This is a genomic window from Xenorhabdus beddingii (assembly GCF_002127545.1).
In the GTDB taxonomy this organism is placed as follows: domain Bacteria; phylum Pseudomonadota; class Gammaproteobacteria; order Enterobacterales; family Enterobacteriaceae; genus Xenorhabdus; species Xenorhabdus beddingii.
In genome coordinates this window covers 60,473-85,425 of the sequence record NZ_MUBK01000022.1, presented here as the reverse complement: position 1 = coordinate 85,425, position 24,953 = coordinate 60,473, and the positions used below count along the sequence as shown (strand labels likewise).

The window sequence follows — 24,953 nt, the reverse complement described above, 5'->3', positions numbered from 1 at the left end:
TGACGCCACCACAACATTGACGAGTACCCAAGCTCAGAAGGTCACCGTAGTGGCTTCAGTGGAAGGAATTAAAACACCGCAGTCTGTGGATGTGGAATTTGTACCCCCTCCGGTGGATTTTGAAATTGCCAGTGTTGAGGTTTACGCCGTCGAAATCGGCGGTTCTGAAAAACCCTTTGATAAGACCAAACCACTACTTGGCAATGGCGTGGATAAATATAAATACCGGGCGCTGATGACGAAAAAAGGCAGCAATGGTAAAGATCCAATTAAAAATCACCTATTCAGTGGCGTGGTGTGGACCCGTGATCAGACACAAATCGACGACAAATACTTACCTCAGCCTGAAGAAACATCATCAAAGACAGATAACCAAGGATATTTATATGCAACCTTAGGCAGTCATGTTGGGGTGGGTAAGGATATTGAAGTAACGTTGCAGATACCAACCCAAAAGGGAGGAAAACAGATTGGTAAGACTGATCAGAACAATTTAGTACGTTTTGATCCTGTACCTCAGCAGGCAGTAATGCATGCCTACAATATAAATCGTGAGAAGGAAGTATATCAAACATTTAAAGAACCACATCCCTATAACTTCTTTATTAGTTTAGCTACAAAATTAAGATCAGCTGCAAAACCAAACAGTGACTTTAATACATCAGAACTGACTTATAATTTTATAGCTACAGACCCTCCTGAAAATCCCTATATGGTTAATTTTGGGAAAGATAACAAAGGGCCTATCACTTTTCAGCAGTATGGAAAAGGAGTAATACAGGCGTTAATTAACAAGAGCAATGGAGTAATTGAGTTATACGAATATAAATTAAACGTTGGAAGAGCATTAGCTTTTATGGGAGGGAAAGAATTATATTATTCGGCCAAAGATCATCATTCATGTGAAACTATTAATTCTGTTTCAATACAATCAACTCCTTATATAGATGATTTCCAATCCAATTATAAAGGAGTGGCTATAAACAATGAGTTTAATAATCTTTATGAATGGGGGTTGTTTGGCAATGATGAACAAATAAAAAATAATTTAAAAATTAAAATTCGTGACAGCAGTCGTGATTATATAATATATGATGCAAATAAACATAAAATTGATTATTCATATGTTCCAAAAGGAATGATAGTATGCATTAAATAGTGGTTATTAATTAAAAGATAGCCAGTCAAATGGTCATTATTTATAAAGTAAGGGATTTTATTGATAACGTTATTATATATTATTTGTTGTTATAATCTCCCTCTATTTTATTGTCTTCCCCATTGTCACTGCTATGACTGTCGCAAGATATTTCAACTCAATAATACTTATTGCGCCAGAAAAACCTGAGTTGACAAACAGTGAGTATTTGTTCGACACAAGAGAAATCAGTTTTGTCTCTGGTATATTTTGGTACCTCGTCTAAAAGAAATCAATCACTGTTAATATATATCTAACAGAATAGGTAACCATTTCATTGAGCGGAAATACTACGTCTAACGAAGATCAAAACCGTTTAAACTGCAACCATAATATTATTTATAAAAATATTTTTAACAAAAAATAGAAGAAAACTCTTTTATTACACTAAATTTGTTCAGTTGGTATGTTAATGTATCCATATTTATAAGAATTATATTAAATAAATTTGCAGATAATATTTTTTTATCAGTCGATAACTATTATTCATTTTACTTTTTTTTTTAAATCGTTACTTTATAAATGTAAATTAATTTGGTTTTAACAAGAAATTATTATGTGGATGTCCTGCAAATTAATTACAAAAAATATTGTTACAATGGGAGTAAAAGCATAGTCATTATATTACAACTAACGTATTAATAGTAAATTTAACTATATTAAAAAATTATCAAAGTGAGGTAAAAATGATTACCAAATCCGTTTCTTCAATTAATGAGGAAGGTAGTGTTCTCCCACCAACAACATCAGTAGAATATTCTTTGGTTAAAATTGATAATTTAATTATAAATCAGGGGTTTCAAATTATTATTACTGTTACTTCAACAGTGAATTTACCGCTGTTATCAGCTATTTCTGTTGATAATATAAACAAAATTAGCATTGTAACTGCAATACCTGTCCAACAAGATGGCTCTTATAAAATTCCGCTCACCCTAAATAAAGATAAAAAATCAGCTTCATGCACTATTATATTTTTTGTTCCCCAAGAAACACATGTGGGTGATACCGTTACATTTAATATGGCCCCAAGTTTTGATCCATCCCAAGTCGCTAAATATAAATGTACAGTGAAAGATATTGATCCAAATACCTTAAATCTTATAGTTGATAACCAATATTTACAATCACCATACGATGGCACTAACCAGACAAAAAATGGCAGCACCAAAATACATACAATCATAAAAGATAATACAACACAAAAAACACCATTATCAAATACGCCTGTGTTTATATCATCAACACATGTAAACCAACTAGAGTTTTTTGAATTGCGTGATGCAGCAGGCCTGAATCCACTCAATATTATTGAGTTTGAGGGTAAAAAAGGAGTTATGGTAACATCAAACTCAGAAGGAGAGATCGATTTTTCTGTTTATGCCAAAGAATCATTATCAGGAGGCGTTCAGTTAACATGTATTGTTCCTGGTGTTGCTCAAGGTTATTCCCTTCCCATTTATGCTATCTATGGCGGAAAGCCTGATTTTATTCACTCAACAGGAGCGCCCAGTATTTTGGGTTATTATCCTCCTGGAAATTTAACTTCTGATGGAGAGAAAAATTTTATCGTTTCAGTGGATGAATATAGTGCTCCGGTTGTTGGTGATGTGATATTTTTTCTTGTTGCAACAAAGAACGATCCTGCTAAGTATACAGGTCAAAATAAAACGATTAGAGATATAAAAAAGGATCTAGGAACGCCCAGTATCTATGTGCCTTATCAAATATTTGAATATAATGTTGAGTCCCATTTTTCTTATGTTATCGTCAGAACATCAGGAGATTCATTAACATCTATGCCCTTGCCATTAACATATATGGGGGGAATACCGTATAGCCCTGAGGAGGGTGTAACCAGGGATTATCAAGCCTGTATTGTTTATACAGGCATGGGAATTTCTAAGAATGTGATTATACCAAACCATACTGTAGTTAACCTGGATTCTATAATTAAGTATCCAGATGGTGAAGGCACGGGATTGTATATTCAAATTTTAGGAACTGATGCTCCTGGAACAGAAACGGATAAAGTACCACTAGGAACTCAGGTAACCTTAACTTCATACATTAATTCAGGAAATATTAATAAAATCACGTCATATCCGAGTGCTCCTGTTGAAATAAAACAAAATGACCATAATAAAATCTATGCAGAGGTTCATATTCCTTATAGCGATCTTTATAATATTGAGCCGTTCAATGATATTGAAATAGGAAGCATTCAGTTAACTTATGAATATACATATAAAGGGATAAAGTCATATAGCGAGATTTGGTCAGCAAATATTCAAACTGTGCCAGGCAATGGTCCTGGTTATGGTGAATAATTAACAAATTCAGGTTATCATTAAAATGATAACCTGAATGAACACCATTATATGAATAATGCTACTATGAGATGGTAAGAGATAATTTTTCTGGAAAATATCACTATGACTTAAAATAGTGGATAATAAATTAACTGGGACTGTTGACGTTTTTTGAGGGATTATAGGACGGCATGATGGTTGGGTAAACCATTTTATTGAGCAAAAACACTATGTCTAACTAAGATTTAAGATTATGACTATTTAAAATACAGGAAACACATTGTTTATAAAAGTGTTTTTAACGGAAATAGTAAAAAATATTTTATTATATTTATTCAGTTGAGGTGTTAATGTATCCATATTTATAATCATTATATTAAATAAATTTGTAGATAATGTTTTTTATCGGTCGATAACTATTATTAATTTTACTGTTTTTTGAAACTGTTACTTTATGTAATGTAAATTTTATCTTTACAAGCAGTGATTATATGGATGTTTTGCAATTGAATTGCATAATATATTGTTCCGATGAGAATAAATACATAAGCATTATATTACAGATAACGTATACATGGAAAGTTTAACTATATGAAAAATTTATCAAAGTGAGGTAAAAATGATTACCAAATCCGTCTCTTCAATTAATGAGGGGGGTAGTGTTCTCCCACCAACAACATCAATAGAATACTCTTTGGTTAAAATTGATGATTTGATTATAAATCAGGGATTTCAAATTATTATTACAGTTAATTCAACAGTAAATTTGCCATCTTCCTCAACTATCTCTGTTAATAATCTAAATAAGATCAGTGTCGTAACTACAGTTCCAGCCCAACAGGATGGTTCTTATCAACTTCCGCTTGTCATAAATAAAGATAATAAAAGATCAGGTTCATGCGCTATTATATTTTTTGTTCCTCAAGACACACATGTGGGTGATACCGTTACATTTAATATAGCTCCAAATGTTGACCCATCCCAAGGTGCCAAATATAAATGTGCAGTGAAAAATATTGATCCAAACACCTTAAATCTTATAGTTGATAACCAATATTTACAATCACCATACGATGGTACTGCCCAAACAAAAAATGGCAGTACCAAAGTACATACAATCATAAAAGATAATACAATACAAAAAACACCATTATCAAATACACCTGTGTTTATATCATCAGTACATGTAAATCAACTAGATTTTTTTGAATTGCGTGATGCAGCAGGCCTGAATCCACTCAATATTATTGAGTTTGAAGGTAAGAAAGGAGTTATGGTAACATCAAACTCAGAAGGAGAGATCGATTTTTCTGTTTATGCCAAAGAATCATTATCAGGAGGCGTTCAGTTAACGTGTATTGTTCCTGGTGTTGCTCAAGGTTATGCTCATCCCATTTATGCTATCTATGGCGGAAAGCCTGATTTTATTCACTCGACAGGAGCACCCAGTATTTTGGGTTATTATCCTCCTGGAAACCTAACTTCTGATGGAGAGAAAAATTTTATCGTTACAGTGGATGAATATAATGATCCGGCTATTGGTGATGTGATATTATTTCTTGTTTCGACAAAGAATGATCCTGCTAAGTATACAGGTCAAAATAAAACGATTAGGGATATAAAAAAGGATCTAGGAACTCCTAGTATCTATGTGCCTTATCAAATATTTGAATATAATGTTGAGTCCCTTTTTTCTTATATTATCATAAGAACATCAGGAGATTCATTAACGTCTATGTCCTTACCATTGACTTATATGGGCGAAATAATCCCCAATCCTATTCAAAACATAACCGTTTCACCACCCAGCCCGATATTGATAAATGATATCTATACCTTGCAAATCAACATTAAGGATGCTACGGGGCAGAATTCAGAAACGAATAAGAAGGTTAACTGGATTATAAAAGACTCTGATCAGGAAGGAATAACACTTGACCCAACAAATGGCACAACCGATCTTAATGGTGACGCCACCACAACATTGACGAGTACTCAAGTTCGGTCGGTTACCGTAGAGGCTTCTGTGGAAGGCGTTGAAACACCGAAGTCTGTGGATGTGGAATTCAAGTGGCCAATTATTCAGAAACCGACGTTTACTCCAAAAAATAAAACAGTGCATCCCGATGGAAAAGAACACTATACATTTACGGCAAAAGTCGTTGGTCTTGATGGTGTAACGCCTTATACAAAACAAGATGTTAAATTCAAATGGCAACTGACTCTTCCAAAAGATGCGGAACCACAAAAAACCTGGCTATCAGATACAGGGCAAGTCACCGTTAACCCTGATGGTAGCGGTTTATTACAAGTCGACTTATACAGTAGTCAGACAAAATCGGTAGTGACCGGTGCAGAAGTTTGCTTATTTATTGTTGAAAATGCTTTGCCGATACCTTCAACAAAGCAGTGTGCAGACCCTGTAGACTTTAAAAAAACCGCAGACACATTCGAGATAAAAAGCCTGAGTGTAGTAGGTGTTGATCCCAGCTATCCTTGGTCAACTTTTGAGCCCGACGGCTATCCTTTGTCAGGTGATGGTCAAAGTTATTATCTCTATACGGCCAAAATTGTTGAGGCAGGTACAGAGGCGGCACCACCTGATGGGACTTATATAAATAATGCTCAATGGGGAATGGATCTTATTGCTAATACTTATAATGGTAAGCCGGAATGGGAAATCACGAGTGATAATCAAGTAAAAGATGGTCACATTACCGCTAAGTTGAGTAGTCAAGTCGGGATTGGTGAGCTTAAAGATGATCAGATAACGGGTGGGTTAACAGTGACATTAACTCTCCCGACAGGAAAAGAGAGTGCTACCTCGAAAAAAGCCGAGCCAGTGGTTTTTAAAACCGTGCCACAAAAATCAGGGGTTTTTGTCTATATCAAAGAAGCTGATGGTAAAACCATTAAGAAGCATAAAATATTTGAAGACCAACTGAGACCTAACAACGTATTTGGAAAGATGTACGCCCAGTTGTACGATTTATCGATAAAGAAAAAGATTCTGGATGAAGGGGGATACGTTGTTGATAAAAGTGGGTTTGGCGGTATTAACGACGTCGGATATATCGATATAAATACAGGAGAAATTGACCTTGGGAACGTTGTTGGACTTAGTGGCGTTCAAGTGGCTCCGGCTAGCGTAACGATAAAAAGAACCAATCAGGCAAGGTACACTTATACCTATTCTTTTTCGCCTAAAAATGCCTTGGAACCTTATCTTCCCATGGGACTTGTGCAAAAAAATAGTGATGGTACTCTTACATGCGACAATCTGGGTAAATATACACGCGATGCTAATGAATTTGATGTGGGAATAAATGTCAATAATGATTATTCTTTAACAAGTGAATTTCCAAACAGCTATTCATGGGGACTTCTCGATTCTATTGAGCCTGCAATGACAACATTCGTTGGGAAATATAAAAATGGTGAAAGATTTATCTATGACGCTGAAAAAGACGAAATTGTGGATGATGAGAATGCTAAAGGTTATTTACTTTGTCTTGTGAGTTATACATGGCGGGTTTAATACAATAACCTGAATTCTGTTTAAGCCGTCATTGATAAATCTTCTTCCATATAGGAAACATTCAGTGGCGGTTTCTTCCATTTAAGACAGTAAGCCACTTAAAACCGTCAACAGAAATCCTTTTATACTGAGGTGGCGTGAATGTTCGATCTGAGAAATAATCTTTAACTGACCATTGTTCGTTTTGATGATAAAACGTTTTGATAACATCTTATCTTATTCAGCAAGTGCAATTCACTCCCCAAATGATCACATAATACCTCTAACACACACATGACTACTTAGATAGTTTATTTTAAAGTTATTAATTCATTTTATTCGGTGAAAAAACCTTTCATTACATAAAATTTGGATTATTAAATTAAGTTACTCTTATTAAGTTAGTGCATTGAATTCAAAATAAATAAGTTATCATGTGATAACTTATTTTTATTAGAATAATTATCCTGTAATGTTTAACCTATAGCCACCTACAAAAACCGAATTTATTTATCTAGAAATCCGTGAGGTGATAACATGTCTGAACAACAAAAATCACTAACAACAAAACTAATGGACTTCTCTTTAAGACCGGATGCCGATTTAATAAAAGGCCAATCTTTCCCATTAACTATACAATTAAAATCAACATCAAGGATCACAGTTTCTCTACCTACAATAATTTTTAGCCAGTCAAAAAACATTACTCCACCAAATGGTAATATTATTTTGTATTTATCTCAAGACCAACTAACTGCAACTACAACTGTTATGCTGACAGTTAATAGCAATATAAAATCAGGTGAAAAAATACTATTTACTGTTAGCACAAATGTGATTGATTTTACACCACAAAATTTTCAATGCACACCAAAAGACATTGATCCTGAGACATTAGTACTCACTGTTGACAACAAATTTTTAGATTTACCATCAAAACCACCTACTTCAATAAATGGACCTTGTCCTTCCACACCAGGTGCTACCTACTGCACTAAAGTACATACCGTCATAAAAGATCCAGATCACCAGCCATTATCGGGTGTTCCTGTATTAATCACTGATAACATGACAGGTAACTTAAACAAGTTTCTCATCTTTGATGTCACATCCAATCAGGTAGTTACACCAACAGCAGATAAAGGTTTTGGTAAAATATATATCAACTCAGATAGCAGTGGGAATGTCGTGTTTTATCTTTATTCACTAGAGTCTTTATCAGCTGTGCTCCATTTATATTCTATGATTGAAGGCCAAGACCCCACGTTCTATCCTATGCCTGCCACCACACCTATCTATGCTATCAGTGCCAATTTACAATCGCCAAATTATTTATGGTGGCCAGAAATTTATGGACTTACATCGAAAACTTTAATTTCTGATGGTTCTGAATATTTTTGGGTAAACATAGCTAAATATGATCAAGCAAGCTCTGGTGATATCATAATATTTTATATTAATGGTCAACCCACTGATCACATAGTTAATATCCGAAATCCAGACAAACAGCTAGGCAATTATGCTATTAAATTACCTTATGGAATGTTTCAGCATGGAGAAGAAATTAGTTTTTCTTATATAGTAATTTTCATAGGGGGCACTATAGAAATTTCATATAAAAGAAAATTCACTTATATGGGCGAGAAAATACCCAACCCTATTCAAAACCTAACTGTTTCGCCACCCAGCCCTATATTAGTGAATGATATTTATACCTTGAAAGTCAACGTTAAGGATGTTACAGGGAAGAATCCAGCGACTAATAAAAAGGTTAACTGGATTATAAAAGACTCTGACCAGGAAGGAATAACACTTAACCCAACAAGCGGCACAACCGATCTTAATGGTGATGCCACCACGACATTGACGAGTACTCAAGCTCGGTCGGTTACGGTCGTGGCTTCTGTGGAAGGAATTGAAACACCGAAGTCTGTGGATGTAGAATTTAAGTGCCCAATAATTCAGAAACCGGAGCATGCATGTAATTCTTTGTTCTTTATCTATAATGCCTATTTTGGCGAGATAAAATAATGTGATAAAGATGGCCAATATTATTGGCCATCTTTGAATTAATAACTACTTTTTCGTGCATATTATGAGGCCTTTTGCATCATGTGAATTATCTATTTCATTTTTAATTGCATCATAGATTATGTAAGCACCATCCTTACCACGAACTTTAAATCTCAGATCATTTTTTATTTGTTCATTATTGCCAAATAACCCCCATTCATAGAGGTTTTTAAATTCATTATTTATCGCTATTCCTTTGTCATTTTTTTGGAAATCATCTATAGAAAGAGATACTGCCGATGAATCGGGGTTGATATTTTCACATGAGGTGCTATCCTTGGCCGGAAAATATAAATTTTTACCTTCAGTAAAAATCAAAGCCCTTCCAAGGTTTAATTTATATTCGTATGATTCACATGTCCCATCGTCCTTATTAATAACAGCCTGTATTATTACTTTTCCATACTGGTCAAAAGTCAGAGGTCCTTTGCTATCTTTTCCAATATCAACTACATTGGTATATCCATTAGGAAATGTAGTTTTAAAATTATAAGTCAGTTCTGAGGTGTCAAAGTCAATATTTGGGTTTTTAGCGGGTCTTAATTTTGCAGCCAAATTATTAAAAAAATTATAGGGCTGTGGTTCTTGAAATATTTTATATATTTCTTTTTCACGATTTATATTATAGACATACATTACTGCTTTCTGAGCTATAGGAATAAAACTCACTGTATTATCCGAATCTTTACTAACAGACCCTTCTCCCATTGTCAATGTTACGACAATATCGTTATAAACCCCAACATTACTGTATAATGTTGCATATAAATATCCTGCATAATCCGTTTTTGTGGGGGATTTTTCATCAGGTTGAGGCTGCGGCAAATCTGTGTTGTTGATCTGGCTCTGATCACGCGTCCATTCCACATTATTAAATGTGTGATTGATAATTGGGTCGTTACCATTGCTGCCTTTTTTAGAAATAAGAGCCCTATATTTATATTTATCCGTGCCATTAGCAATGAGTGATGTATCCTGACTAACCATTTCATTAGAACCATTAATTTCTACGGCATATATCTCAACATTTGTAATTTCAAAATCTACCGGAAGGGATATAGAATCCACATCTTCTACACACTGTGCTGGAAAGCAATTTTTTCCAAAAGATGAGGAAGTTACATGGTCAACAACTTGTATGTTTGTTGTGTGTGATTTAATTGCATTTTGAGATATATCAGTGACTGAGTAACTTACAACATAATTTCCTTCTGGGATTTCATCTTTGTTAAAATAGAATGTAATATCATCAAGATGATTTAGAGTATGTGTTATGCTTTTTTTTTCCGAACCAAAATAAAGATGGATTGTATCACCTTCTGAATTATTCTGGTATTGCGGAACGATGATTTCAATTTTACCTTGTATTTCTGATTTATCTAAAACACCATTTTTAGCTTGCGGTAAAATAGGTGCATCTAAAAAATACTTTTCAGTAGACATATTGTTTTCCTTTGATGTTAACATATTGTTTATATTAAATTAATTCGATGGCGCTCTTCCAATGAAAATAATCTATCACTATGGTTAATTTTACTTTGTTGTTAATTTGAAATTTTATTAATGTGAATTGTGTAATTTTCTATTACCCGCTATATTCTTCGAGTAATCTTTTTTTGTGATTATGGCTTGCAGATAAAATATCGTTTTTTACTCTATTTGCTGTTTATAATGAAATGGTAATCTTAAATAATCATCATTAAGCCAATTCTCATTATTTATCACGATAAGTAAAAATCAAGCAGCGCAAGGATTAAAATGGTATAAATGTCCGGCGCTAACGAACGCAAGCAGAGCACTTTTTTAGCATGTTAAGCCGGCTCATCCACCAAGCTCATCTTCTTTGCAGACGAGTTTTTAAGGTGATGCACTTCACATTTATTTCACTCTGTATCCATAACGTGTAAAATAGCAGCATATTTGTGTTAGATGGGTGTAGCGGCGTCCTGCCACGCTGCATCCATGTAATATTTTCTCAAATAGCTAAAACGGTAAAAATACTTGTCAATTAATAACTTAAGAAATATCGCCATCATCGCTCACGTCGACCATGGCAAAACCACGCTGGTTGATAAACTCCTGCAACAGTCCGGTACTTTCGGTGAGCGTGCTGCAACTACTGAGCGGGTGATGGATTCCAACGATCTGGAAAAAGAGCGTGGTATCACGATCCTTGCAAAGAACACCGCCATTAAATGGAATGATTATCGCATCAATATCGTAGACACCCCAGGCCACGCCGACTTTGGTGGTGAGGTTGAGCGTGTCATGTCGATGGTAGACAGTGTGCTGCTGCTGGTTGATGCGATGGATGGCCCAATGCCACAGACTCGCTTTGTAACCCAAAAAGCGTTTGCCCACGGTCTGAAACCTATCGTGGTCATCAACAAAGTTGACCGTCCTGGCGCACGTCCTGACTGGGTTGTGGATCAGGTATTTGACCTGTTTGTGAACCTCGGTGCAACAGATGAGCAACTGGATTTCCCAATCGTTTATGCTTCTGCATTGATGGGGATTGCGGGTAACGACCATACTGATATGGCTGAAGATATGACTCCGCTGTATCAGGCAATCGTTGAACACGTTGAACCCCCTAAGGTTGACCTTGATGGCCCATTCCAGATGCAGATTTCTCAGCTGGATTACAACAACTATGTTGGGGTTATCGGGATTGGCCGTATCAAGCGCGGTACGGTGAAACCAAACCAGAACATTACCCTTATCGACAGCGAAGGGAAAACCCGCAACGGTAAAGTCGGTAAAGTGTTCAGCCATCTGGGGCTGGATCGCATCGAGTCTGATCAGGTGGAAGCGGGCGATATCATCGCGATTACGGGTCTTGGCGACCTGAACATCTCCGATACCCTGTGTGAAGTCAATGCGGTTGAAGCGTTACCCGCACTGGCGGTGGATGAACCTACCGTAAGCATGTACTTCTGTGTCAACACCTCACCGTTCTGTGGCCGTGAAGGTAAGTATGTGACTTCTCGCCAGATCCTTGATCGTCTGAAAAAAGAGCTGGTTCACAACGTTGCACTGCGTGTTGAAGAAACTGAAGACCCAGACGCATTCCGTGTATCTGGTCGTGGTGAGCTGCACCTGTCTGTTCTGATCGAGAACATGCGTCGTGAAGGCTTCGAAATGGGCGTTTCCCGTCCAAAAGTTATTTTCCGTGAAATTGATGGCCGTAAGCAAGAGCCTTTCGAGCAGGTAACTCTGGATATCGAAGAGCAGCATCAGGGTGATGTGATGCAGGCTCTGGGTGAGCGTAAAGGCGAAATGCGTGACATGCTGCCAGATGGCAAAGGCCGTGTTCGTCTTGATTACGTGATCCCAAGCCGTGGTCTGATCGGCTTCCGTACTGAGTTCATGACCATGACTTCCGGTACTGGCCTGCTGTACGCAACATTCCTCCATTATGACAATATCCGTCCGGGTGAAATTGGCCGTCGTTTGAACGGCGTACTGATTTCTAACGGACAGGGTAAAGCCGTTGCTTACGCTCTGTATGGCTTGCAGGAGCGCGGTAAGTTGTTCCTTGGTCACGGTACTGAAGTGTATGAAGGCCAGATTATCGGTATTCACTCACGTTCTAATGACCTGACCGTTAACTGTCTGACCGGTAAAAAACTGACTAACGTACGTGCGTCAGGAACGGATGAAGCGACAACGCTGTCTCCACATATCAAGAAAACGCTGGAACAAGCGTTGGAGTTTATTGATGATGATGAACTGGTTGAAGTGACTCCACAGTCAATTCGTCTGCGTAAGCGTCACTTGACTGAAAACGATCGTCGTCGCGCAAATCGTAGCAAAGACGTTTAATTTCATGGCTGCGCATTGCATATAACTGATTGCATATAACTGGTTGAATGCGACTGGTTGAATGCACATAGCTTAGGGTGCTCGGGCACCCTGAGTTTTTTATCGTGCCCCTTTCCATAATCCCTGCCACCTTTTCCTGATCACCCACACCGACAGCCAGTCAGGGCTTCAGTGGGATCCCCTAAATGCAACTATTGTTCAGCAACAAAGCCATTTGTTCGTTTTTTTGTCTTCTTACCTTTTTTCTTAACAAAATTATGATAAAAGTAGCAAACGATTAGCATCAGTCAGGAGGGATTATGCTGTATATTTTCGATATGGGTAATGTGATTATTGATATTGATTTTAAAAGAGTACTGGCTGTCTGGAGTAATTTGGGTGGAACACCACTGGCAACATTGACCCCAAGATTTTCACTGGGGGAATCGATGGAAAAGCATGAATGCGGGCAAATCAGTGACCGTGAATTCGCAGAAATGATGTGCGATGAAATGGGGATGTCGCTCAGTTTTGAACAGTTCGCGGAAGGCTGGAATGCTATTTTTATTGGTGTCAGGCAAGAAATCATTGGCTTAATGAATAAATTACGTGCTCAGGGGCATCGTGTGGTTGTGCTGTCAAATACAAACCGCCTACATTTTGATTACTGGCCTGAGCATTACCCTGAGATTGCAGCGTCAACAGATTTCCTTTATTTATCTCAAGATTTGGGGATGCGTAAACCGAATCCTGCCATTTTTAAATATGTACTGGAAACTGAAGGTGTGACGGCGGCTCAGGCGATATTCTTTGATGATGTTCTTGAACATGTTGAAGCGGCCAAACAATCCGGTATCCATGCCATTCATGTGACCGACAGGAACGTGGTTCCTGATTACTTTAAAACTCATGATTTCTCACTTCCCACAGACACTTAATCTCTTTCGCTTATGACGAAAGGTGTTTTATTCCACCCTCCTTGCCCAGTCAGGGCAAGGATAACAGGCAAGAAAAATGATCGGATTGATTCAGCGTGTAACACAAGCAAAGGTTGTTGTTGAAGGCGAAACTATTGGGGAAATTGGACAGGGATTACTGGTGTTACTGGGGGTTGAAAAAGACGATAACCCGCAAAAAGCCCAGCGCCTATGCGAGAAAATCATGGGATATCGGGTATTCAGTGATGAGCAGGGAAGAATGAATCTCAATGTTCAGCAGGCTCAAGGTAGTGTGCTGGTGGTGTCCCAATTTACGCTCGCCGCAGATACCCAGAAAGGCTTGCGACCCAGTTTTTCTGGTGGGGCTGAACCTAAAAAAGCGGACGAACTTTATTGCTATTTTGTTGAACAGTGCCGTGCAACTGGTGTAAAAACAGAAACGGGGAAATTTGCGGCAGAGATGAAAGTCAGTCTGACAAATGACGGACCGGTGACTTTCTGGTTGCAAGTGTAATAACAACTCTAGGTAATAACCCACCGCTCTGCATACGTTTCCCTGATTACACTCGACAACACACAAGAGAAGGGGCTGTTTCTATGTACCACCTGAGAGTACCTCAAACAGAAAAAGAGTTGGAGACCTACTACCAATTTCGTTGGGAGATGCTGCGTAAGCCGCTTCACCAGCCTGTCGGTTCAGAGAAAGATGGTTACGATTCTATGGCTCATCATCAAATGGTGGTGGATGAACATGGTAATCCGCTGGCTGTTGGGCGTTTATATATCAATGCGGATAATGAAGGTGCTATCCGTTTTCTGGCTGTACATCCCAGTGTCCAGCGGAAAGGGCTGGGGACATTGATTGCGATGGCCCTGGAATCTGTCGCCAGACAGGAAGGGGTGAAGCGGGTCGTTTGTAGCGCGCGGGAAGATGCCGTTGATTTTTTCGATAAATTGGGTTTTCAAAACCGGGGTCTGATCAATGGTGCCAAGGCGTTGCCCATTAACCATTTTCTCATGATCAAGCCCATAATGAGCCTTGATGATATTTTGCATCGCCCTGACTGGTGCGCAGAATTACAGCAGGCATGGTATAAGCATATTCCCCTGAGTGAAAAGATGGGGCTTCGTATCACTCAATATACTGGGCAGCGTTTTATTACCACGATGCCGGAAGCCGGAAACCAGAACCCGCACCATACCATTTTTGCGGGCAGCCTGTTCTCACAGGCCACGCTAACGGCATGGGGGCTGATTTGGTTGTTGCTTCAGGAACGCCAATTGGGGGGCGATATCATTCTGGTGGATGCCAATATACGCTACCGACAGCCGATTATAGGGCGCCCCAGTGCAACAGCGGATTTCAATAACATGAGCGGTGATCTGGCCCGTCTTGCCAGAGGCAACAAAGCGCGGGTGAAACTGGAAGTGCAGGTTAGCGGTGAACACGGCATTGGTAGCGTGTTCACCGGTACTTATCTTGTTCTGCCTCCTGAACGTTTTGCTACAGCTTGATTTTTGCGCAGGTTTGACTCTCTGTTGTAGAGGGATTATTGATTGTAGGCTGCCCTGTATCCGTATTATCGGCAGGAGAGTGCGCTACCGGAGCGCAGCGACTCGTTGATATCAAACCTTGCTCAATGGATTGTGACTCTTTGTCTGATGATTTATCTTCGGCATTCAATGTGCCATTGATTGTGCTTTTAAGATCATCAGCAGAGAGGTCACCAGTGATAGCCAGCGAAAAATTCCCTTCTCCGCGAAGATTGAGCGGTGCCCAACCCCATTGTGGCAGGATGTTCAAATCCGTGTTCATGCCTTTGAAATTGAGATTGAACGGGGTCTGAGCCGTGTGTTTCTCGGCAGTTCCGGTCAGTTTCAATAACCCATCACTTGTGAAAGCATCCAATTTATCAAGGGTTATCTTGTTATCTGTTGCGTGTAGTTGCAGATAAGGGCGTGTGATCTCAATTTTGTTGAATGTTCCTCCCGCCGCTTGCAAATAGGCCTGACCATTCCACAATCCCCATTCACCATTTTTCAGGATATCCATCGTATCAATATGGCCTGAGAGGGTGGTGAGCTGGAATGGGAAACGGGGATTGGTATCAATCAGCAACGTATTATTGAGGGTAATGTTATTCAGTTTCAGTCCTGAAATCCATTCTGGTGCGGGTTTCTTGACATCGTTAAGCCATTCTGAGGGGAGAGTATAAAGTAATCCGGTTACAGAACTGTCTTTGATAGTCAGTTGGCGGTTTTTGCGATCCCATTGCGATTGGATGTTAAACAAGCCTTTTTGATAATGGGTTGTCAGGTTGGCAATGGTAAAAATATCACCAGAGAAACGGAGTTTCCCCAAAATATCGCTGAACTGTGCGTTATTGAACATCATGTTCATGGCATTAAAATCTACCAATCCCTCTTCTGCATCCCAACGACCATTAACCAACCCCAAGTTTTTGATGGTGCTATCCAAATAATCAACCGACCAGTTTGAACCTTGCAGCTTGGCATTGGTGATATTGAGGTCTTTAACATAAATGGCGGGAAGATGGCTGAGTTTTTCCTGCAATGAGTCCATTGTCAGCGGGGATTGCCAGCGAATATCGCTGATCAGGATATTGTTCCATTTCCAACTGCCGTCTGGCCGCCGCTGACCATCGCCAGAAATCGCACCACGCAGAAATGTTGCACCAAAAGAGTCAATGGTCAGGGTTCTATCCTGATAACGACCCTGCATAACAACATCTTCAACCGGAATGCCATTTAAACGGAGTGCAGTCGCGCTGAATTGATACTTTCCATTACCCAGCGGGTTCCCCACGGCAGGGTTCCAGGGTGCAATGCCGCCAGTGATATTCTCCCCCTGAATGTTAGCATTCGGAGTGTTTAACTGAACATTCATCTGGTTAAGTTGCAAAATATCAGCTTGTAAGAGGGGATGAAATGGGTTTCCTGACAGTATCAAGGTGCCTTCTTGCAGTGTCAGGCGATGAAGATTCTGGAGTGTCAGGAGGTGCGGCCACTTAAAATCAAGGTTGATGGTATCGGCGCTCAGTGAAAAAGGGCTTTGTTTATCACTGATATCTGCATGTTTGAGTGTCAGGGTGGCCGGCTGCAACCAACTATGACTGATGCTTGCAATGCTGATTTGATAATGCCCCTGCTTGCTGATCCATTGACTTAGCTGTTTAGCTCCCCAGTGGGTCTGAATAACAACATAGACGACTATCATTGTCAGAATCAACAGTAATAGCAGAGTGACAAACAATTTCCCTAACCACTTCATAAATGCACCTCAGCATAGCTTCCTGATAGAAATCCTTTTATGCCGCAAAATGGCCAGGCTCTCAAGCCAAAAACATTATTTGGTGTATTTAGGCATGCGTTAATGCCGATATTGCGAATCACTCCGCACAGTGAATGCAAAAAATGTGTGCAAGAAAGGGCAAAAAAACTCCCGCTGCGATAGCGGGAGGGACACAAAAAGCATCCAAACCTATTGGCTATTTTTCTTGAGGGAAAATCAGGTTCAGTAAAATGGCAGTCAGGCCACCTGCGGCGATACCAGAGGAGAGCAGGTTCTTCACCCAATCAGGTGCAAACTGCAAAATCAGCGGCTGCTGGGAAACGCCTAAACCCACGGCCAGCGACAATGCGATAATCATAATCGCCCGGCGATTCAGCGGCTCACGGGAAACGATTCTGATGCCAGAAGCGGCGATAGTTCCAAACATAACAAGCGTTGCTCCTCCCAGAATCGGTTCAGGAATATGTTGCACAAAACCAGCCACCGCAGGGAACAATCCCAACAGAATCAACATGGAAGCAATCATGTAACCGACATGACGACTGGCAACACCAGTAAGTTGAATCACGCCATTATTCTGACCAAAGCAGGAGTTTGGAAACGTGTTGAATACCGCCGAAACCATCGAATTGAGGCCATTTGCCAGTACGCCTCCCTTGATGCGTTTCATATATAGCGGGCCACTGACCGGCTGCTCTGAGACATCTGAGGTTGCCGTGATGTCACCAATGGTTTCCAGAGACGTCACCATAAAAATCAGAATAAGCGGGATCAGCAAATTCCAGTCAAAAGAGAGGCCATAGTAGAGCGGTGAAGGAACGGTGATGATCGGTGTGTTTTCCTTGGGTATCGAAAGGGGCAGCATGTCCATGTACCAGGCCACCAAATAGCCCACAGCCATGGCAATCACCAGAGAGGCGACGCGCAGATAAGGGTTACTCTGGCGATTTAGCAATACAATAACAGCCAGCACAACCCCTGCCAGCAGCAGATTCTCGGACGCGCCAAATGTTCCATTCTGAATGGCAGCGTAACCCCCACCAATCGACGTCAATCCAACTTGGATCAGTGACAGGCCGATAATCATGACCACGATACCGGATACCAGAGGGGTAATGACCCGTCGCGCCAGATGCAGTATACGGGAGAGCAGTACCTCGGTCATTGCAGCCACCATCAACGTGCCGAACAGGGCAGCCATCATAGTCGGCACATCCGCTCCGCCATTCTTCAGCGCCATGCCACCCATAATAAGTGGGGCAACGAAATTAAAACTGGTTCCCTGAATGGAAAGCAAGCCAGAACCTATTGGTCCCCAGGAGCGAATTTGAATCAGTGATGCCAGACCTGAGGCGAACAGGGACATACTGATAATGCGCTGCGTATCTTGCTCAGGCAGTCCGAGTGCCTGACAAATCAACATCGCCGGGGTAATAACAGCAACAAACATGGCCAGCAAATGTTGACAAGCCGCAAATAAAGCATGTGGGAGAGGCGGTTTATCTTCGAGGCGATAGATCAGTTCATTGTCTGATTTGTCGGGAACTTCTGATGAATTGGATTCACGGGTTAAATTGACCATGTAGCGAAATTCCAGAGGGGAAAAAAACGCATTTTAATGATCTTTATCATTAAAGCAATCGTTTGCGTAAAGTTTTCATAAAGAAATGCAGCTTAATTTCGTCACATTTTTAAATATTTTAACTTGTGTTTATTAATAATTTTCTTTCTAATCCAATCCTTACCTGCTCTTGGCGTTTTTATAGGATGATTATAACGTCACATTAAGTTCACATAATTTTAACAATAGATGGGGTACATAAATGTATCATTTGGATATTTATGGCACGCTCGTTGCTGCCACACTTGTTTTGTTACTAGGAAGAAAACTTGTACAATCAGTCCCATTCCTTGGGAAATGTACGATCCCTGAACCCGTCGCAGGTGGGTTATTGGTCGCTTTAGTTCTACTGGTGGTAAAACAATTCTCAGGTTGGGAAGTCGGTTTTGATTTATCCCTCCAAGTTCCCCTTATGTTGACGTTTTTTGCCACCATCGGCTTGAACGCTAACCTTGCCAGCCTGAAAGCAGGCGGAAAATATCTGGTTATTTTTGTCTTCGTGGTGGTTGGCCTGTTATTGGTGCAAAACACTGTGGGCATCGCATTGGCGAAAATGCTTGGCCTTGACCCACTGATGGGGCTGCTGGCGGGTTCCATTACACTTTCTGGTGGGCACGGAACAGGTGCTGCATGGGGTAAAGTATTCACAGAGCGCTACGGCTTTGAAAATGCGACGGAAGTCGCCATGGCATGTGCGACATTCGGTCTGGTCTTGGGTGGGTTGATTGGTGGCCCGGTGGCGCGTTTTCTGGTCAAAAATACCAAAACACCCGGTTTGGGCGCGGATGATACTGAGATCCCGACTGCGTTTGAAAAACCCTATACGGGTCGCCTTATCACGCCATTAGTGATGGTGGAAACGATAGCCATGATTTCCATTTGCTTATTGGCCGGCAGTTTTATTGAGAAACAGTTGCAGGGCACAGCCTTTGAAATGCCGACGTTTGTGTGTGTCCTGTTTGTTGGGGTGATCCTCAGTAATGGCCTGTCATTACTGGGTTTTTATCGGGTATTTGACCGAGCGGTTTCTGTATTGGGTAACGTGAGTTTGTCACTGTTTTTGGCTATGGCGCTAATGAGCCTGAAACTGTGGCAGTTGGCTTCCCTTGCACTGCCGATGCTGATTATTCTTTCTGTTCAGGCGGTAGTTATGGCTTTGTACGCGGTTTTCGTCACTTATCGCGTGATGGGCAAGAATTATGACGCAGCAGTACTGGCCGCCGGCCACTGTGGTTTTGGCTTGGGGGCGACGCCAACGGCCATCGCAAATATGCAGGCGATTACTGACCGTTTCGGGCCATCTCACGTCGCATTCTTACTTGTGCCGATGGTGGGGGCATTCTTTATTGATATCGTTAACGCGGCGGTGATTAAAATGTATTTGTTGCTGCCCGTGTTTCCCTCTATCACCGGTTAATTTGATCCGTTGGTGATACGGCCGGATAGCTTGGCTAAAAATGCCGCTGAACATTTCAGCGGCATTTTTTTATTTTATTGGTTTTTCATTGGCACTCTTTCCACCGGCATTTAGGCATGGCTATATTGTGAGCGCTCTGGCAGCCAGCGCTCAATCAACGCCTTGGCATGTTCAGGATAGTGCTGGTGGAGATAGCGGGCAATGCGTTGCACTTCCGGCAACATATTTTGATCCCGCAATAAATCCGCGATCTTGAATTCTGCATTACCGGTTTGGCGTGTGCCCAATAATTCCCCCGGCCCGCGAATCTCCAGATCTTTCTGGGCAATCACAAAACCGTCGTTACTATCCCGTAAAACTTGCAGGCGTATTCTGGCTGTATGGGTCAGCGGGGTTTTATAGAGCAGGACACAGTGTGAAGCGATGGCACCACGCCCGACACGTCCACGAAGCTGATGCAATTGGGCCAAGCCCAAACGTTCGGGGTTATCGATGATCATCAGGCTGGCATTGGGGACATCGACGCCGACTTCAATGACTGTCGTGGCGACCAACAATTGTAATTCACCTTGCTTGAACGCCTCCATGATGCTTTGCTTTTCTGCCGGTTTCATTCGTCCATGCACTAAACCGATTTTCAGCTCCGGCAATGCCTGTGCCAGCTCTTCACTGGTTGCCTGCGCTGCCTGTGCTTCCAGCACCTCAGACTCTTCGATCAGAGTACACACCCAATAAGCCTGACGCCCTTCATCCAGACAGGCGCTTTTGATGCGTTGAATAATGTCGTTGCGGCGGGTATCCGGGATCGCTACCGTGGTGACTGGCGTGCGCCCCGGCGGGAGTTCATCAATGATGGAGGTATCCAGATCCGCATAAGCGGTCATGGCTAATGTGCGCGGAATAGGGGTCGCTGTCATGATCAATTGGTGAGGATGGAAGCCTTGCTCCCGGCCTTTCTCCCATAATGCGAGGCGTTGATGAACACCAAACCGGTGTTGTTCATCGATGATAACCAGTGCCAACCCTGCGAATTTAACCTGTTGCTGAAACATTGCATGAGTGCCGACAACCATGCTGACTTGACCACTCGCAATCGCCTCTTGTTGTGCCTGACGCGCCTTGCCTTTCTGCTTGCCCGCCAGCCAGCCGACCTGTATGCCGAGCGGCTCAAGCCATTGGCGGAAAGTATTGGCATGTTGCTCTGCCAACAGTTCAGTGGGCGCCATCAGCGCAACTTGCTTGCCGTGAACAATGGCACGAACGGCCGCCAAAGCGGCCACCAGCGTTTTACCCGACCCGACATCCCCTTGGATCAGGCGCATCATGGGAACGTTTTTTTCCAGATCATGTTCTATTTCTGCAACAACCCGGGCTTGCGCGCCTGTTGGAGAGAAGGGTAATTGGCTGAGAAGCCGTTGTTTCAGTGAATTATCCGCCGTGAGCGGTTGGGCGTGAAAGCGCTGGGTTCCTGCCCTGACCGCCAGCATACTTAAATGATGTGCCAGCAATTCTTCCAGAATTAACCTGCGTTGAGCCGGGTGCCGGCCATTTTCCAAATCGGTCAGAGAAATATCCGGTGGGGGACGATGCAACGTATGCAATGCATCAGGCAGGCTGATCATCTTCCGGCTGAATTCTTCCGGCAGCAATTCATTAATGGCACAGGCATTCAATAGCGCTAATGCCTGTTCGATCAACTTGCGCAGTGTTGTTTGGCGTACTCCCTCGGTGGTGGGATAGATGGGCGTTAACGTCTCTTGCAACTGAACACGCTCTGCGTGTTGCTGAACTTTATATTCAGGATGAATGATTTCTGGCCCTTGATTCCCGCGACGGATCTCACCATAGGCAACGACGTGTTTCCCTTCGGCCAGATTATTTTTCATGGCAGCCGTAAAATTGAAGAAACGTAAGGTCAATATGCCTGTTCCATCACTGATTTGGCAGGTCATGATACGCCGACGCCCGAAAGCGACATGCGTGCGCAATACCTCACCTGTCACCGTGGCATAAATGCCGGGCAGCAACTCATTGATGGTATACAGGCGGGTTTGATCCTCGTAACGCAGGGGCAGGTGCAGCAGCAAATCCTGTAGATTGACCAACCCTAATTTGGCGAGTTTAGTGACCTGACTGGCTCCAACACCACGCAGGGTGGTTAAGGGGATGGCATCAAGTAGTTGGCCTTTCATGCGATGTCTCCGTCGAACAGCATTCTTTGCTGTTCCTCTTCGGGCAATATGCTTTCTTTTCTCTGATACATGCCATCATCTGGCCAATGTGCACGTAACGTTTAGGATGCATAACCTTTAGTTTCGGTTACGGCTGACGCGCATCACGTCTGGCATGACTCGTATTTTACGCATGATATTCGCCAACTGAATGCGGTCTTTGGTCGTCAGCCTGATGAAAGCACAATAAACGCGGCCATCTTTTTCCTCCGTATTCATGCTTTGAATGTTGGAGTTCGCATCATTGATGGCGGCGGTCAGATTTGCCAGAGCGCCCTGATGGTTAAACATATCAACTTTAATTTCGGCAATAAAATCGCTATTGATATCTTTATCCCACTCCACATGCATGAATTTTTCCGGTTCTTTCTGATATCCACGGATATTGCGGCAGGATTCGTGATGGATAACTAAACCTTTTCCCGGACTGATGTGTGCAATAACCGGGTCACCGGGGATTGGGCGACAACATTTGGCAAAGGTAATCAGAATGCCATCAGCGCCCTTGATAGGTAATTTACGGGCGGTATTGTTGCTATTGTTTGGTTCTTTCTCCGAAGTGCCCAATAATAAATTACGGGCGACAACCACACTCATGGCATTGCCTAACCCGATCTCCGCCAGTAAATCATCCAAAGTAGTGAGCTTCATTCTTGCCAGCTCTTTGTTGATATTTTGCTGTGGGATATCGGTGATTTTCGTTCCATTCCCCAGTGCATGATTGAGCAGACGGCGCCCCAGCCCAATGGAATCATCCCGTTTCAGGTTTTTCAGTAGCTGGCGGATTTTGGCTCGTGCCTTGGAGCTGACTACAAAGTTCAGCCACGCAGCGTTAGGGCGTGCGCCCGGTGCTGTGATGATTTCGACGGTTTGCCCACTGCTGAGAGTCTGTGAAAGGGGATACGGCAGGCGATCAACTCGTGCACCGACGCAGGCATGGCCGATATCCGTATGGACGGCATAGGCAAAATCGACAGGAGTCGCGCTGGCAGGTAACTCGACAATGCGGCCTTCAGGGGTAAAAACGTAAATCTCATCAGGGAACAAATCAGATTTGACGCTTTCAATAAATTCAAAAGAGCTGCCGGCGCTTTGCTGAAGCTCTAACAGGCTTTGCATCCAGCGTTGAGCACGAACTTGCGCGGTCGTACCGGATTCTCCCTGCTCTTTATAAGCCCAGTGTGCGGCAACCCCCATCTCCGCCATTTGATCCATATCTTCAGTACGGATCTGAACTTCAACCGGTACCCCATGAGGGCCAATAAGCGAAGTATGCAGGGATTGGTAGCCGTTGGCCTTGGGTATCGCAATATAATCTTTGACCCTGCCGGGACGCGGTTTATATAAACTGTGCATTTGCCCCAGTACGCGGTAGCAGGTATCAAGATTATTGACGATGACACGAAAAGCGTAAATGTCCATGATGGAATGGAAACGCTGTTCTTTCAGGTGCATCTTGCGATAGATAGAGTAGAGATGTTTCTCGCGGCCACTGACAGTACATTCAATGCCAGCATCCGTGAGCCTTCCTTCGATTTCCGACAGGATTTTTTGGATCATCTCCTTGCGATTACCACGGGCGGCCTTAACAACCTCTTTAATCACGCGGTAACGGTTAGGATACAGGGCTTCAAACCCAAGCTCTTCCAGCTCTGTTTTCAGGTGATGAATACCCAGACGGTGAGCCAGCGGGCTATAAATTTCCAGCGTTTCCCTGGCAATGCGCCGCCGCTTATCGGGGCGCAGGGAGCCAAGGGTTCGCATATTGTGTGTACGGTCTGCCAGTTTGATCAAAATGACGCGGATATCCTGCACCATTGCCATGATCATTTTGCGGAAGTTTTCGGCCTGTGCTTCCTTTTTGTCACGAAAGTTCAGCTTATCCAGCTTGGATACGCCTTCCACCAATCCGGCGACCACCGTGCCAAATAACTGTTCTATATCCTGAAACGTCGCTGGAGTATCTTCAATGACATCATGCAGAAGTGCGGCCATGAGTGTTTCATGGTCAAGGCGCATTTCGGCCAGAATACAGGAAACGGCAACAGGATGAGTAATGTATGGCTCACCGCTGGAACGGGTCTGCCCTTCGTGGGCATCCCGTGCAACAACATAGGCCTGTTTTAGCAGATCGATTTGATCTTCAGGCAAATATTTCAGAACTAGCTGATTCAGGCTTTCAAACAGGTACAAGGCAGACCTACCGTAAAATTAACGACGACCTTCAGCGATGGCAGAAACAGCTTTGATTTCTGCGGCGTCTTGTTCTTGCTGTTCCTGACGTTCACGGACATCAAGGATCTTATTGTTGATGAGGCCTTGTTCGATTTCACGCAGAGCGATAACAGTCATCTTATCGTTTTCTTCTGGAACGAGAGGATCTTTGCCGCCTGATTGTAATTGGCGTGCTCGGCGAGCAGCGACCAACACCAGGTCAAAACGGTTACCAATTTTTTCTACTGCGTCTTGAACAGTTACGCGTGCCATATGTGTGCTACTCCACAGATAAATAAATGACTGGGCATAATA

Annotated in this window: 15 protein-coding genes and 1 pseudogene; 9 read left to right on the top strand and 7 right to left on the bottom strand. The window is 42.1% G+C overall.

What is annotated here, in order from left to right; genetic code table 11:
- From Xbed_RS13395 to Xbed_RS13385, 3 genes are all read left to right on the top strand, one after another.
- The coding region (locus Xbed_RS13395; protein WP_208612243.1) for a hypothetical protein at positions 1-1,159 on the top strand (1,159 nt) is incomplete at its 5' end.
- A 725-nt stretch (positions 1,160-1,884) separates the two neighbouring features.
- Complete coding sequence (locus Xbed_RS13390) at positions 1,885-3,528, top strand: hypothetical protein (RefSeq protein ID WP_086113413.1); 1,644 nt, start codon at positions 1,885-1,887, stop codon at positions 3,526-3,528.
- A gap of 601 nt (positions 3,529-4,129) precedes the next feature.
- Positions 4,130-7,048 (top strand): Ig-like domain-containing protein, encoded by a 2,919-nt coding sequence (locus Xbed_RS13385; RefSeq protein ID WP_086113412.1) that lies wholly within the window; start codon positions 4,130-4,132, stop codon positions 7,046-7,048.
- Between the two features lie 20 nt (positions 7,049-7,068).
- On the opposite strand, the pseudogene Xbed_RS13380 reads toward Xbed_RS13385, so the two are convergent.
- Positions 7,069-7,258, bottom strand: a pseudogene (locus Xbed_RS13380) (transposase); the annotation flags it as partial.
- A gap of 306 nt (positions 7,259-7,564) precedes the next feature.
- Here Xbed_RS13380 and Xbed_RS13375 point away from each other — a divergent pair.
- Complete coding sequence (locus tag Xbed_RS13375) at positions 7,565-9,058, top strand: Ig-like domain-containing protein (RefSeq protein ID WP_086113411.1); 1,494 nt, start codon at positions 7,565-7,567, stop codon at positions 9,056-9,058.
- Between the two features lie 45 nt (positions 9,059-9,103).
- Here Xbed_RS13375 and Xbed_RS13370 read toward each other — a convergent pair whose 3' ends face one another.
- Complete coding sequence (locus Xbed_RS13370; RefSeq protein WP_086113410.1) at positions 9,104-10,543, bottom strand: hypothetical protein; 1,440 nt, start codon at positions 10,541-10,543, stop codon at positions 9,104-9,106.
- 558 nt (positions 10,544-11,101) lie between these two features.
- On the opposite strand from Xbed_RS13370, the gene typA reads away from it, so the two are divergent.
- From typA to fabY, 4 genes are all read left to right on the top strand, one after another.
- Complete coding sequence (gene typA / locus Xbed_RS13365; protein WP_086113409.1) at positions 11,102-12,925, top strand: ribosome-dependent GTPase TypA; 1,824 nt, start codon at positions 11,102-11,104, stop codon at positions 12,923-12,925.
- 299 nt (positions 12,926-13,224) lie between these two features.
- On the top strand, positions 13,225-13,842 hold the full coding sequence (gene yihX, locus Xbed_RS13360) for a glucose-1-phosphatase (protein ID WP_086113408.1): 618 nt from the start codon (positions 13,225-13,227) through the stop codon (positions 13,840-13,842).
- 76 nt (positions 13,843-13,918) lie between these two features.
- Complete coding sequence (gene dtd, locus Xbed_RS13355; RefSeq protein ID WP_086113407.1) at positions 13,919-14,356, top strand: D-aminoacyl-tRNA deacylase; 438 nt, start codon at positions 13,919-13,921, stop codon at positions 14,354-14,356.
- 83 nt (positions 14,357-14,439) lie between these two features.
- Complete coding sequence (gene fabY, locus Xbed_RS13350; protein WP_086113406.1) at positions 14,440-15,357, top strand: fatty acid biosynthesis protein FabY; 918 nt, start codon at positions 14,440-14,442, stop codon at positions 15,355-15,357.
- Here fabY and Xbed_RS13345 read toward each other — a convergent pair.
- Positions 15,347-17,134: an AsmA family protein gene (locus tag Xbed_RS13345; RefSeq protein ID WP_086113405.1), complete on the bottom strand. Its 1,788-nt coding sequence runs from the start codon at positions 17,132-17,134 to the stop codon at positions 15,347-15,349. The two genes, fabY and Xbed_RS13345, sit on opposite strands and share 11 nt — an antisense overlap.
- A 217-nt stretch (positions 17,135-17,351) precedes the next feature.
- The gene (locus Xbed_RS13340) at positions 17,352-18,737 is read right to left on the bottom strand and encodes a nucleobase:cation symporter-2 family protein (RefSeq protein ID WP_086113404.1); all 1,386 of its coding nucleotides are present in this window, start codon (positions 18,735-18,737) and stop codon (positions 17,352-17,354) included.
- A 241-nt stretch (positions 18,738-18,978) separates the two neighbouring features.
- Between Xbed_RS13340 and gltS the strand changes: the two genes are divergently transcribed.
- Positions 18,979-20,193 (top strand): sodium/glutamate symporter, encoded by a 1,215-nt coding sequence (gene gltS, locus Xbed_RS13335; RefSeq protein ID WP_086113403.1) that lies wholly within the window; start codon positions 18,979-18,981, stop codon positions 20,191-20,193.
- A gap of 110 nt (positions 20,194-20,303) precedes the next feature.
- Here gltS and recG read toward each other — a convergent pair whose 3' ends face one another.
- From recG to rpoZ, 3 genes are all read right to left on the bottom strand, one after another.
- The gene (gene recG / locus Xbed_RS13330; RefSeq protein ID WP_086113402.1) at positions 20,304-22,385 is read right to left on the bottom strand and encodes an ATP-dependent DNA helicase RecG; all 2,082 of its coding nucleotides are present in this window, start codon (positions 22,383-22,385) and stop codon (positions 20,304-20,306) included.
- Between the two features lie 117 nt (positions 22,386-22,502).
- Complete coding sequence (spoT, locus tag Xbed_RS13325; protein ID WP_086113401.1) at positions 22,503-24,617, bottom strand: bifunctional GTP diphosphokinase/guanosine-3',5'-bis pyrophosphate 3'-pyrophosphohydrolase; 2,115 nt, start codon at positions 24,615-24,617, stop codon at positions 22,503-22,505.
- Between the two features lie 18 nt (positions 24,618-24,635).
- Positions 24,636-24,911 carry a DNA-directed RNA polymerase subunit omega gene (gene rpoZ / locus Xbed_RS13320; RefSeq protein ID WP_069317599.1) on the bottom strand — a complete coding sequence of 92 codons (276 nt, stop codon included), beginning with the start codon at positions 24,909-24,911 and terminating at the stop codon, positions 24,636-24,638.
- Between the last annotated feature and the right edge of the window lie 42 nt (positions 24,912-24,953).

What these genes read in the sequence shown, in the direction of transcription:
- Xbed_RS13390 (WP_086113413.1), top strand. Translation starts at nt 1,885, where the DNA reads ATGATTACCAAATCCGTTTCTTCAATTAATGAGGAAGGTAGTGTTCTC.
- yihX (WP_086113408.1), top strand. Translation starts at nt 13,225, where the DNA reads ATGCTGTATATTTTCGATATGGGTAATGTGATTATTGATATTGATTTT.
- Xbed_RS13370 (WP_086113410.1), bottom strand. Translation starts at nt 10,543, where the DNA reads ATGTCTACTGAAAAGTATTTTTTAGATGCACCTATTTTACCGCAAGCT.
- fabY (WP_086113406.1), top strand. Translation starts at nt 14,440, where the DNA reads ATGTACCACCTGAGAGTACCTCAAACAGAAAAAGAGTTGGAGACCTAC.
- recG (WP_086113402.1), bottom strand. Translation starts at nt 22,385, where the DNA reads ATGAAAGGCCAACTACTTGATGCCATCCCCTTAACCACCCTGCGTGGT.
- rpoZ (WP_069317599.1), bottom strand. Translation starts at nt 24,911, where the DNA reads ATGGCACGCGTAACTGTTCAAGACGCAGTAGAAAAAATTGGTAACCGT.
- Xbed_RS13385 (WP_086113412.1), top strand. Translation starts at nt 4,130, where the DNA reads ATGATTACCAAATCCGTCTCTTCAATTAATGAGGGGGGTAGTGTTCTC.
- Xbed_RS13340 (WP_086113404.1), bottom strand. Translation starts at nt 18,737, where the DNA reads ATGGTCAATTTAACCCGTGAATCCAATTCATCAGAAGTTCCCGACAAA.
- Xbed_RS13375 (WP_086113411.1), top strand. Translation starts at nt 7,565, where the DNA reads ATGTCTGAACAACAAAAATCACTAACAACAAAACTAATGGACTTCTCT.
- dtd (WP_086113407.1), top strand. Translation starts at nt 13,919, where the DNA reads ATGATCGGATTGATTCAGCGTGTAACACAAGCAAAGGTTGTTGTTGAA.
- gltS (WP_086113403.1), top strand. Translation starts at nt 18,979, where the DNA reads ATGTATCATTTGGATATTTATGGCACGCTCGTTGCTGCCACACTTGTT.
- Xbed_RS13345 (WP_086113405.1), bottom strand. Translation starts at nt 17,134, where the DNA reads ATGAAGTGGTTAGGGAAATTGTTTGTCACTCTGCTATTACTGTTGATT.